Source organism: Kosakonia sp. H02 (assembly GCA_030704225.1).
Taxonomy (GTDB): Bacteria; Pseudomonadota; Gammaproteobacteria; order Enterobacterales; family Enterobacteriaceae; genus Kosakonia.
On the sequence record CP131915.1, the window covers coordinates 691,178 to 702,244 of the forward strand.

The 11,067-nt window shown below is 59.0% G+C and carries 12 protein-coding genes and 1 riboswitch; all 12 genes read right to left on the reverse strand.

The features are described 5' to 3' along the window. Positions 1-8: 8 nt before the first annotated feature. The 12 genes from Q5705_03385 to pduF all read right to left on the reverse strand — a co-directional run bounded on the left by Q5705_03385 (position 9) and on the right by pduF (position 11,018). Positions 9-794 carry a cobalt-precorrin-6A reductase gene (locus tag Q5705_03385; GenBank protein WLI77614.1) on the reverse strand — a complete coding sequence of 262 codons (786 nt, stop codon included), beginning with the start codon at positions 792-794 and terminating at the stop codon, positions 9-11. Continuing rightward, the gene (locus tag Q5705_03390) at positions 791-1,516 is read right to left on the reverse strand and encodes a precorrin-3B C(17)-methyltransferase (protein ID WLI77615.1); all 726 of its coding nucleotides are present in this window, start codon (positions 1,514-1,516) and stop codon (positions 791-793) included. Before Q5705_03390 ends, Q5705_03385 begins: the two co-directional genes overlap by 4 nt. After that, the gene (gene cbiG, locus Q5705_03395; GenBank protein ID WLI77616.1) at positions 1,516-2,571 is read right to left on the reverse strand and encodes a cobalt-precorrin 5A hydrolase; all 1,056 of its coding nucleotides are present in this window, start codon (positions 2,569-2,571) and stop codon (positions 1,516-1,518) included. Before cbiG ends, Q5705_03390 begins: the two co-directional genes overlap by 1 nt. Further along, positions 2,552-3,322, reverse strand: a complete 771-nt coding sequence (locus Q5705_03400) for a cobalt-precorrin-4 methyltransferase (protein ID WLI77617.1) — start codon at positions 3,320-3,322, stop codon at positions 2,552-2,554. Before Q5705_03400 ends, cbiG begins: the two co-directional genes overlap by 20 nt. Continuing rightward, the gene (locus tag Q5705_03405) at positions 3,315-3,884 is read right to left on the reverse strand and encodes a decarboxylating cobalt-precorrin-6B (C(15))-methyltransferase (protein ID WLI77618.1); all 570 of its coding nucleotides are present in this window, start codon (positions 3,882-3,884) and stop codon (positions 3,315-3,317) included. The genes Q5705_03400 and Q5705_03405 overlap by 8 nt, the downstream gene beginning before the upstream one ends. Continuing rightward, positions 3,874-4,479 carry a precorrin-6y C5,15-methyltransferase (decarboxylating) subunit CbiE gene (gene cbiE / locus Q5705_03410; GenBank protein WLI77619.1) on the reverse strand — a complete coding sequence of 202 codons (606 nt, stop codon included), beginning with the start codon at positions 4,477-4,479 and terminating at the stop codon, positions 3,874-3,876. The genes Q5705_03405 and cbiE overlap by 11 nt, the downstream gene beginning before the upstream one ends. Then, complete coding sequence (gene cbiD, locus Q5705_03415) at positions 4,473-5,612, reverse strand: cobalt-precorrin-5B (C(1))-methyltransferase CbiD (protein ID WLI77620.1); 1,140 nt, start codon at positions 5,610-5,612, stop codon at positions 4,473-4,475. Before cbiD ends, cbiE begins: the two co-directional genes overlap by 7 nt. After that, on the reverse strand, positions 5,609-6,241 hold the full coding sequence (locus Q5705_03420; protein ID WLI78957.1) for a cobalt-precorrin-8 methylmutase: 633 nt from the start codon (positions 6,239-6,241) through the stop codon (positions 5,609-5,611). Before Q5705_03420 ends, cbiD begins: the two co-directional genes overlap by 4 nt. A gap of 11 nt (positions 6,242-6,252) precedes the next feature. Next, complete coding sequence (gene cbiB / locus Q5705_03425; protein ID WLI77621.1) at positions 6,253-7,209, reverse strand: adenosylcobinamide-phosphate synthase CbiB; 957 nt, start codon at positions 7,207-7,209, stop codon at positions 6,253-6,255. Further along, positions 7,206-8,585 (reverse strand): cobyrinate a,c-diamide synthase, encoded by a 1,380-nt coding sequence (locus Q5705_03430; protein WLI77622.1) that lies wholly within the window; start codon positions 8,583-8,585, stop codon positions 7,206-7,208. Before Q5705_03430 ends, cbiB begins: the two co-directional genes overlap by 4 nt. Before the next feature lie 100 nt (positions 8,586-8,685). Beyond that, a riboswitch (cobalamin riboswitch) is annotated at positions 8,686-8,867 on the reverse strand. Positions 8,868-9,073: 206 nt separating this feature from the next. Beyond that, positions 9,074-9,985, reverse strand: a complete 912-nt coding sequence (pocR, locus tag Q5705_03435) for a regulatory protein PocR (GenBank protein ID WLI77623.1) — start codon at positions 9,983-9,985, stop codon at positions 9,074-9,076. A gap of 223 nt (positions 9,986-10,208) precedes the next feature. After that, complete coding sequence (pduF, locus tag Q5705_03440; GenBank protein WLI77624.1) at positions 10,209-11,018, reverse strand: propanediol diffusion facilitator PduF; 810 nt, start codon at positions 11,016-11,018, stop codon at positions 10,209-10,211. Positions 11,019-11,067 lie beyond the last annotated feature (49 nt).

Consider the following 11,067-nt stretch of genomic DNA (forward strand, 5'->3'; position numbering starts at 1 on the left):
TCATCTCCTCACTGTGTTGCCAGCCAGCGCCGTAACCGCCGCGCAAAGGCTTCCTGGCTCTCCAGTAGTTCTTCCCCCGTGACCGCAGGCTGCGGGCGGGCAATCACAATGCATGGGATGCCGGCATCAAGCGCAGGCTGCACTTTTTCCAGATATCCCCCTTCCGCCCCGGAGGCTTTGGTCACCATCACCTCGACGCGGTACTGGCGATACATTGCGGCATTGAATTCGGCGCTAAACGGGCCGCATAGCGCGAGGATCTCGCCGACGCCGAAACCGAGTCCGGCACACTGCGCAACGACGTCCGGCACTGGTAACACGCGCGCCAGCAGAGTTTTGCCGGGCAACCCCGCACGCCAGCGCGCCAGCTCTTTACTGCCGGTGGTGAGCAAAATGCGCTCGCCCAGGCGCTGTGCGGTTTCGCAGGCCTCCTCCAGCGTCGCGACATAAAACAACAACGGATGGATGAGATCCGGCTGCTGCTCCGGGCGCTGGTAACGGCTAAGCAGCACCTGCGTCTGTTGGCAGGCAGCCGCAATATTGCGGCTGACAATATCGGCATAGGGATGCGAGGCATCAATCACCCAGCGGGTGCGATGCTGTTGCAGCCAGGCGATCATCTCGCCCGGCTCCAGGCGCCCGCAACGCACCTGGCCGCGAATATCGCCCACCATTTGCGCCCCGGTTGGCGTTGCCACCGATAGCGTGTAATCCACGCCAGCGTTATCGAGCTGCTGGCAGATTTGCCGCGCATCGCTGGTGCCGCCGATGACCAGAACCGCGCCCCCTGTCACAGGGTGTAGCCTCGCGGGGTGATCATCAGGCCGTTTTGCACACAGGTCGCGCGATTGCCGACAATCACCAGGCTTGTCATATCCACCGGTGCAAAATCCATCTCGCCAAGGGTCGTCAGCCATTTCTCCTCTTTTTTACGCCCGGCAGATTTCACCACTCCGACCGGCGTATCGGCGCGTTTACTGGTAGCCAGCAGTTCAAACGCCCGTGCCAGATGGCCTTCCCGGCCGCGGCTGCGCGGGTTGTAGAAGCAAATCACAAAGTCTGCTTCGCCGGCGGCAACGATGCGTTTTTCAATGACCGGCCACGGCGTCATCAGGTCGCTCAGGCTGATATGACAAAAGTCATGCATCAGCGGCGCGCCGAGCAGCGCAGCAGCGGCGATACTGGCGGTCATGCCCGGCACCAGCCGCACCTCGACATCCAGTTTCTGTTTCCCCACCAGCTCCAGCACCAGCCCGGCCATGCCGTAAATCCCTGCGTCACCACTGCTGATAAGCGCCACGTTATGCCCGGCCTGCGCCAGTTCAATGGCCGCCTGACAGCGCTCAATCTCTTTGCACATGCCGGTTTTGATCACCTGCTTATCGCCGGTAAACGCTTTTACCAGGTGGGTGTAGGTTTTGTAACCGACGACAATATCCGCCGCCTGGAGCGCGTCAATGGCTTCCATGGTCATCATCGCCTGTGAACCTGGGCCAATCCCTATTACCGTTAACATCAGTGTGATACTCCCAAAGTTATCGTCACGCCCTGCTCGCGCAGAGTCTCACCAACCAGTTGCCCCTGGCTCATTAGCCATGCTGCCGGGCCGGAAACGCTGCCGACACCGGCGGTGTGCCGCACAAAGTCGGATGCGGGAAAATGGTGTTCATGCTGACGCAGCGCCTGCGCGCTAAAGATTTCAAACGGTACCCGCAGCGACTGCGCCAGTTGCCGAAGCCCTTGTTCGTCCTGCTTTAAGCTGATGCTGCCAATCGCCCGCAGCGCCAGCGGATCGAACGCCTGTGTCTGCATCTGGCGGTGCAGCAACGCCGATAACAGGGCAAACGGCGTATCGCGCCGACAGCCAATCCCCGCGACCACACGTTTCGGCACCAGCTTGAACACCGGTAGCGCAAGCGGCGGCAGTTGTGCCTGCGTGGTCACGCAAACCAGCGCATCCAGTTCCGGCAGCGCATCGAGAGACGCCACCGCCACGAAGCCGCGCGTATCGCAACTCGCCAGTTCACTGCGCATTGGCGCTTCACACCACAGGCCGATGCGTTTACCGCTTACCAGCATGTGGTTGATGGTCTTTACCGCCGGGCGAAAATCCTCCATGCGCGCATCAAGCTGGCTTGCCAGCGTGTCCAGCGCCGCCAGCTCGTTAACGTCGGTGGCCGTGGTGATCACCGGGTCGGCGTCGAGCACGCCTGCCAGATAACGCGCCAGCGCATTGGCCCCGCCGTAATGCCCGGAGAGCAGGCTGATGACATGCTGACCGCGTTCATCAATCACGATCACCGCCGGGTCGATAAACTTGTCATTCACCAGCGGGGCAATAATGCGTACCGCAATGCCCGTCGCGCCGATAAACACCACCGCCGAGAAGTTGCTGAAGGCGTCGCGCAGAGTCTGAGCAAAGCCGCCTTCGAAGGGCTGAAAACCGTCGCTCAGCAGTTTTTCACTGGTGAAACAGGTCATCGGCAGCGCCTGTTTCAGACGTCTCGCCAGCGCCACGCCGCCCGGCGTCAGGCAAAACAGCGCGATGGATTCAGGCTTTACGGTATTCATGGCTAAAGTCCGCCGCATAGAGCCGCGAGTAGTGGTACTCCTCGCCGAGAAACGCGCCAACGAGGATCAGCGCGGTTTTGCGAATGCCCGCTTCGCGCACCTTGTCGCCGATATCCGCCAGCGTCCCGCGTACCGTCTGGCTCCCGGGCCAGGTCGCTTTATAAATCACCGCCACCGGCGTCTCTGGCGGATAGCCGCCGTCGATAAGCCGCTCCGCCACGCGGTGGATGCGCTGCACCGAGAGGTAAATCGCCATCGAGGTCTGGTGGCTGGCAAACGACTCCAGCTGCTCGCGCGGCGGCACCGGAGTGCGCCCTTCCAGCCGCGTGATAATCAGGCTCTGCGACACTTCCGGCACGGTGTACTCAACGCCCAGCTCCGCCGCCGCGCCGAGAAATGCACTCACGCCGGGCACCACTTGCCAGCGGATGCCGCGCCGGGTCAGCTCTTCGCCCTGCTCGCGTACCGAGCCATACAGCGAAACATCGCCGGTTTGCAGGCGCACTACGATTTTCCCGGCCTTCACGCCAGCCGCCATCAAATCGATGATTTGCTCCAGGTGCAGTTCGGCGCTGTCGTGACACGCGGCATCAGGAGGGCAATACGCCAGCAGTTCGGTATTGATAAGCGACCCGGCGTAGATAACCACCTGCGCCTGCTGTAGCAGACGGTAGCCTTTCAGGGTGATTAACTCCCTGTCGCCCGGCCCGGCTCCGACAAACCAGACCTGTGTCCCGCTGTTGTCAGCCATGGGAGTTCTCCTTTTCGCAGGAAAGCAAAAAAACGGGGTTATGGGGTTTGAAGTAGTGGCCGCTACCGAGCTGCGTCAGCAACGAGACCTGAAGCTGCTGGCAGTCGAGCGCGGCAACGTCACGGCTTGCGAGGTGCGCCAGCGCGGCGCTGAGGTTTTCCTGCAAGATAAAGGTCATCACCAGCCGACCGCCGGGGTTAAGCTGCGCCAGCGACCAGTCAATCAGTTGTGTGAGATTGCCACCGCTACCACCCATAAACACCGCATCCGCAGGCTGGCCGACAAACAGCGGCGCAACGCCGGGAACTATGGCGATGTTGCGACAGTTAAAGTGCAGGCAGTTTTCTTCCAGCACACCCAGCGCCGCCGGGCTGCGCTCAATGGCGGTGACCTGTAATTCTGGGTACATTTTTGCCGCTTCGATGCAGACACTGCCGGTACCCGCGCCAATATCAATCAAGTGACGGGCCTGGTGTAATTGCAGTTTCGACAGCGCCAGCGCGCGCACCGCCTCTTTGGTCATCGGGACTTTTTCTGTGCGTTTAAACAGCTCATCTTTCATTGAGGATCACCACCACATTCATGTCGTATTGCGCCTGAACATCCGCCGGGCGCAACCAGTGAATGCGCTCATTGTCCATGCCGAGATTTTCGCCAATCACCAGCCAGCGATGCGCTGCGCTGCGGGCTATCAGCGCGTCGGCAATCGCTTTTGGCCCGCAGCGCGCGTCGGTCACCATCGCCACTTTCGACGCGTTCGCCAGTGCCGCAAAATCCACTTCCCGCCCGTGGCTGCTGGTAAGCCAGATATCATTCATATCGATACCGGTGCGCGAGCAGAGATATTGCACAGCGCTGATGCCGGGAATAATGCGCACCCGCTGCATACCGAAATGCGCCACCAGTCGGCTGCCGATGCCGTAAAACAGCGGGTCACCGGAAGCCAGCACCACCACGCGCCGCGCATGCTGTGGCTCAAGCCACGCCAGCAAACCGGGGATATCGGCGTCGAGAGTTTTGATCTCGCCTGCAAAGTCCGGGAACTGCGCCAGGTGGCGTTTTCCGCCCACCAACACCTCGGCCTGCGCGACCGCCTCCAGCGCCATCGGCGTCATCAGCGCGAGGTTGCCCGGCCCCATCCCGGCTACGGTCAGCATTGCAACTCCCGGGCTATCGCCGCGACCGGGCGGTTCGCACCCAGTACGTTGTTATCAAACGAGAACATAATGGCGTCGCATTGCGGCGGGGTTTTGGTAAAGCGCAGCATCTGCTCAATGCGCAGGCAGATGCGCCGCGCCAGGTGGTCGTAAAGATGGCTGAAACCAGCGGCGTCGATATGCTCCATCGCCGCTTCAGTGGTGTCGCACTCGCTGATCGCCAGCAGCACGTCATGCGGCGCGCCAAGCAGCGCGAGATGCGCCACCAGCGTTTCCATGCGCGCATCGGCGATATGGCTGTGGGTGTGAAAGATACCGGCGGCGATTTTCACCAGTTTGCCGGGGTGACCGACCAGCACAATCTGCCGGTAACCGAGGCGCACCGCTTCTTCAATCATGTAGCCGACAAAGTTACTCATGGTGACCACCAGCTCGCCGGAGACGCCCAGTTGCTCACGCACAAAACGCTCGCCGTGGTTACCCGGCACGAGGATCACCCGCTCCAGCCCGGCGGCGCGTTTTAGCTCCAACTCCATCGCCAGCGAGCGTTTCCAGCTCTCTTCCGACATCGGCGTAACAATGCCGGTGGTGCCAATAATGGAGATACCGCCCAGAATGCCGAGCCTGCTGTTGTACGTTTTCTTTGCCCGCTCTTCCCCTTCCGGGGCGAAAATCTCCACCTGCGCACCGCGCGTCGGGCCAATCACCTCGCGCACGGCGGCCTCGATAGTCTGACGCGGAGTGCGGTTAATAGCCGCTTCACCCACCGCCAGGCCAATGCCTTTACGTGTGACGGTGCCAACGCCAACGCCGCCGCGCAGAGTTATCTCGCCATCGTCGGTGAGGGTAACGCGGGCAAAAATCAGCATGCCGTGGGTGGCATCGACATCGTCCCCACCGTCTTTGCGGATTGCGGCGATGCCCTGTTGGCCTTCGATGTGCGGCGATTCAACGTTCAGGCGCAGCGTGACGCCGGACGGGGTAACAATTGAGACCTGGTGAATAATGTGCTGGCGTAGCACCATCAGCGCCGCGACTTTCGCCGCCGCCGTGGCGCAGGAGCCGGTGGTGTAACCCTTGCGCAGCGCTTTGCCGTTGTGCCACACCGGATCGTCGAAGGCCTGCTCGCTCATTGCGCCTCCCGCAGGCTGTAGAGCAGCGCATTGATGATTGCCGCCGCCACATTACTGCCGCCTTTGCGCCCACGCGCAGCAATGGCCGGTAAACCGCTCGCGACCAGCGCCTCTTTTGACTCCGCCGCGCCGACAAAACCGACCGGCACGCCCACCACGCCGTTCACCTGAACGTTGTGCTCCAGCAGACGGAACAGCGCAGTGGGCGCGTTGCCAAAGACAAACACTTTTTCCCCCGCTTCGCTGAGCGCCAGATCCACCGCCGCCATCGAGCGGGTCATGCCTTCGGCTTTAGCTTTGCGCACCACGCGCGGGTCGGAGATATAGCAGCGCACTTCGCCGCCGAACTGCGCCAGCAATGTTTTGTTGATGCCCGACAGCGCCATGGTGGTATCGGTGTAGAGTGTGCAACCCCGTTTGATGGCGGTGCACAGGCTTTGCAGCGCATCGTCGGAGAACCAGAGAATGTCCAGCCAGTCGAAATCCGCCGTGGTATGAATCACGCGTTTGGTCACCGCCTCGTGCAGCGGGCTGGTGAAGCGGTAATCAGGGCGGGTGTCGTGGATAATCTCGCCGATAATGACAAAGCTTTTGGCTTCAATAGCCTGCGGTTGCTGCAAGTAATCCATCTCTTTCATCCTCAGGCTCCCGCCAGGGTGTAGCGCATCAGTGCAAACAGCGCCAGCGCCAGCGTGCAGGCAAGCCACATCAATCGTAGGGTTCGGGGAATGTCATCCACCGCTATCGGACGGAGATCATCGCCAATCCAGGGTTTCTCGACGCGCTGGCCGAAGTAGTCATTTGGCCCGCCGAGACGTACCCCGAGCGCTCCGGCGACGGTGCCTTCCGGCCATGCACAGTTAGGGCTGCTGTGGTTGCCCCGGTCGCGAAAGCCGATCCGCCAGGCTTCGCGAGCGTTGAGGCGACAGCACCAGGCCGCGACAGTAAGCAGCAACCAACTCAGGCGCGCCGGGATAACGTTGGCGACGTCATCAAGCCGCGCGCTGACCATGCCGATGGCGCGGTATTTTTCGTGTTTGTAGCCGACCATTGAATCCAGCGTATTGACTGCTTTGTAAGCCATCGCCAGCGGTGCACCGCCGAGCATTAAAAAAAACAGCGGTGCGATGACGCCATCGACGGTATTTTCCGCGACCGTTTCCACCACCGCGCGGGTGATCTGCGGTGAGTCAAGCTGGGCGGTGTCGCGCCCGACAATCCAGGCGAGTTTTTCGCGGCTTTCGGCGAGGGTTCCGTGGCGTAGCGCCTTTTCCACTTCCCGCGCCATATCCGCCAGGCAGCGCGTCGCAAGCGTGGTGTAAATCATCCACACTTCCACGCACCAGCCAAACCAGGGATGTATGGCATTCGCCAGCGCCAGCACACCCCAGGCGACACACCAGCTGATGCCAACCACCAGCAGCCACATCCCCCCACCGCCAATACGTAACGCGGTATCACTGTGGCAAACCTTACGCACGGCGCGCTGAGTCAGCGTAATAAGTGCGCCAATCCAGCGCACCGGATGCGGCCAGTGCGGCGGGTCGCCGAGCAGGCGATCGAGCAAAAAAGCGAGCCCCCATGCAAGCAGCGTCATTGGGCGCTCCTTGCAGCGGCAAACCAACGGTTGAGCATCTGCGGGCGCTGGGCGAAGTGAAGATGCAAATAACTGGCAAAGGTGTTGCCGACCTGCCAGCCGCCTTGCCAACGCTTTAGCACTTCGCCATCGCGGGTTTTATGGCAATCCAGCACGGCTTCTGTGCGCGGGGCAAAGTCCGAATAGTGGAACTCATGGCCGCGCAGCGTTTCGCCAGGCGCGGCCAGCAAGGTCTGTTGCATGGCGCGGGCTTCGCAGTAGCCAAAGCGGGTCAGCCGTTTACCCATCCGGCTGTGGCCTGGGATCACGCCGACCATCGGCCATTCGTTATTTTCTGCATCGCACAATGTATCGCCGAGGTACATCAGGCCGCCGCATTCGGCGTAAATTGCCACGCCGCGCTGGTGCGCGCGGCGGATGGCTCCCAGCATCGACTGGTTGGCAGAGAGTGCTTGCGCATGCAATTCCGGATAGCCGCCGCCGAGCCACAGCATCTGGCAATCGGGCAGTTCGCGGTCATGCAGCGGGCTAAAACGCACAATACGCACGCCCGCGCGTTCCAGCAGTTGCAGGTTATCGGGGTAGTAGAAATTGAAGGCTTCGTCATCGGCTACTGCCAGCGTCAGCCCCGCGCCTGCCTGTTCGCACGGGCACACCGGCAGTTCACCGGCGGGCAGTTTTTCCAGCCGGGTCAGCAAGAGCAAGCGGTGAATATCAAGCGTTTGCGCCAGGCGGTCGGCAAAGGCTTGCCAGGGCTGGGTTTCGACTACCGTTTCGCGGGCAGTGACCAGCCCAAGGTGGCGCTCCGGCAGCGCAATGTCAGGGACAACCGGCACATAGCCGAGAACCGGGATGTCGCAATAGTGTTCAATGGCCTGTTTCAGCAACTGGAAATGCGTGTCGCTGTTGACGCGATTGACGATAACCCCGGCAATGGGCAGTTGCGGGTCGAAATGTTGAAAGCCCATGACCGTCGCGGCAATGGAGGTGGAAACGGCTTTGCCATCAACCAGCAGGATGACCGGTATACCGAGCTGTTTTGCCAGCGCGGCGCTGCTGCAATAGTGGGGGTCGGTACCGTAGCCATCATAAAGCCCCATCACGCCTTCAATGACGGCCACATCGGCTGCGAGCAGGTGTTCAGTAAAAAGGGCATTAAGGGTGGGCGCTGGCAGCATAAACCTGTCGAGGTTACGGGAAGCAACACCGGTAACGGCGGTGTGCCAGGCGCTATCGAGGTAGTCCGGCCCGACTTTGAAGGGTTGCACGCGCAAGCCTGAGCGCTGCAATAACGTAAGCAGCCCCAGCGTGACGGTGGTTTTCCCACAGCCGCTGCCGGTTCCGGCAAGAATAAAGGCGCTGCGCCAGTCTGACATTCCAGAAGCCCCGTTACGGGTGGAAAAGATGTAGTCAGGACGCGCGTTTCCCCGGTCTTTCGACCGTACGCTTCTGAGCAACCCACTTCCCACCGAAGTTGTTGATAGAGATCCATCAGGTCGGTCTTCTGGCTTAGCGTCATCCTCACCCGTCCTTCCCGATCCTGCGATCAGTGGTGAATACGGGGTTGTCAGCATCACAGCAGCGGGGGCTGCGGGGGATTCTCACCCCCTTCCCTACCACACTATTATCGTGGCGAAACCTGTCGGATTGTTTATCACGGTTCGTATTTATGCGCCGTGATGTTTCCCTGAACGCACTATATCGCAGCCGGGAAATAAAAACTGGTTCAGTTTATCTTTGCAGGAACAATAATTTGTTGCGCCATGACAATTTATTGCTCAGACATTTTACAAATGCCTTATCTATTAAGGCCTCAGAAAGAACTTATTGCCGTTTCAAATAACAATTTATTGCCATTAAAAATTTAATCGCCGTCATAGTTTTCATTATTCTGCAAACGGAAGGCCTGCGGCGTAACCTGATAAGTCTGGCGGAATACTTTGCAGAAATAGCTGGTCTGCGAAAACCCTAAATTGCGCGCGATACTGGCAATGCTCCAGTCGCTATGGCAGAGCATCTCCCTTGCGCTGACCATGCGTTGTTGGTTGACCCATGCGTTAAAGCCTATCCCCTGATACTTTTTAAACAGCTTGCTGAAGTAGTAAGGGCTGAGGTAAACGTGCGCGGCAACGTCCTCCAGCCGCAGTTCATCGGACAGATGGGCGTCGATATAGCGCAGCGCTTTCTTCATTTTGCTGTCGTGCGGCCCCTGGCTTCGTGGCGTACGGCTCGCTTCAGACGCCTGCTGCTGGTCTTTAATCACCACAAAATTAAGCTGCTTTTTCAGGCAGTTCTCGACAATCAGTTGCAACAGATCCGCCGAGGCGATAACCCGCGAATAATCCATTTCCGGCACGGAATGGAACGCATCCATCAGCACCGGATCCGCCTGCCAGCGATCGTCAATATTGAGAATATCCACCAGTTCCACGCCGCTGTTATCGCGCAGGCGCACCTGCCCGCACAGCACAAACCCCACCAGATGCCCGGCAATCACCAGCGGAATAGAGAAATCCGTGAGTCCGGCATGACAGCGGTAAATACAGGGCTGGTTTGATTTAGAGGCTTCAAAGCCGCCGCAGCGATCGCTCATACGACAGCGGACACTATGCTGTGGATGCTGTCGCATACGCTGGCAGAACGGGGTGAAATTAAATAGCTCGGAGATCTCTTCGCCGTGGATATTCACCACAACAACGGCCAGACCGGTGGCTTGAGCAAAATCCTGGGCGATTTTATTAATGAGTTCGGAGTTCAGTGTACTCGCAGAAATCATGATAAAACCTCTCAGTGAATTTTAATTTATTGTTATAAACAACGCATTTTGTTTACGACTCAGGATCTTCTTACAACGAATTTTAATAATCACCGTCGCCAAACAAAAATCAAGATAACAAATGTCTCCCATCCCTGGGAGGCGATTTATTGCATTCAGGAAAGCAGATCACTATTTATATTCGTTATGCTGCAAGCTGTTTCTTTGTCAGTTGATCCTGACATCAGCTCCGTTTTTCTTTTAACTCACCGCTATGACCCGGTAAGTTTTTACCAATCAGATAGCGGTAACAGGCTGCGCCGCCACAGGCACCGATAATCGGCGCGACGATCGGCACAATAAAATAGGGAATGTCGCGCCCGCCCGTCATCGCTGTTTCACCCCAACCGGCGAAGAAGATAAACAGCTTCGGTCCAAAATCACGGGCCGGGTTCATGGCAAACCCGGTCAACGGCCCCATTGACGCACCGATCACCGCCACCAGTAGGCCAATCAATAACGGTGCCAGCGGCCCGCGCGGCACACCGTTGCCATCATCGGTTAGCGCCATGATCAACCCCATCAGAATCGAGGTGATGATCACTTCCACCAGCGCCGCCTGCCACACATTCAATGCCGCAGCAGGATAAGTCGAAAATATCGCCGCCAGTTGCAGACTTTCGATGCTGCCCCGTACCAGATGATGCGCGGCCTCGTATTCAAGAAACAGATTACGGTACAACAGGTAAGCCAGCGCGGCCCCGCAAAACCCGCCGGCGATTTGCGCCAGGCTATAGGGCAGTACTTTTCGACCGGGGAAACTGGCGAACAACCACAGTGCAATGCTGATTGCCGGGTTGAGATGCGCACCTGAAATGCCCGCTGTCAGGTAAACCGCCAGAGAAATCCCCAAACCCCAAATAATGCAAATTTCCCACAGGCCAAGCGTTGCACCCGCCACTTTCATGGCGCACAGGCAACCGATGCCGAAAAACAGGAACAGCCCGGTGCCTAAAAACTCGGCGATGCATTGTGCCCTTATTGAATCATTCATTGTGTCACCTTCCAGGTAGAGTCAAACCTCACCAGCACTCCTGAAGCTG